Raw genomic sequence first — 443 nt, forward strand, 5'->3', positions numbered from 1 at the left:
ATGAACGTTCATTCATTAGTGAGTATATTATCACTGTCTGGTTTTTATTCTATGATAGATAAAAGACAACAAATTATAGATGCCGCCGAAAAACTGATTGCTGAATCAGGCTTTCACGGACTTTCTATGCATAAACTAGCTAAAGAAGCAGGAGTTGCGGCTGGAACTATTTATCGCTACTTCTCAGACAAAGAAGAACTATTACAACAAGTTCGCTTAGCTGTCACTCAACGAAATGCTGGTTTAATTCAGCAAGGCGTTGAAGATTCGATGAGTCTAAAAGAACGATTTAGAAAAATGTGGCTCAACATTTTCGAGCTCTCGGGATCAAACATCTGCAATTTAAAGAATAGAGCTCAATACGACTCTTTACCTTGTATTCGCAGCCATGAGACCAAAGAGATTGAACGAAAAATGTTCCACAAAATAGATCAACTCTTTAC

Annotated in this window: 1 protein-coding gene; it reads left to right on the forward strand. The window is 37.2% G+C overall.

The window, feature by feature from the left end:
• On the forward strand, positions 1-443 hold a 443-nt coding region (locus AB4496_RS28980), incomplete at its 3' end, for a TetR/AcrR family transcriptional regulator (protein WP_372133569.1).

This window comes from Vibrio sp. 10N.222.46.A1 (genome assembly GCF_041473595.1).
Classification (GTDB): Bacteria; Pseudomonadota; Gammaproteobacteria; order Enterobacterales; family Vibrionaceae; genus Vibrio; species Vibrio tasmaniensis_A.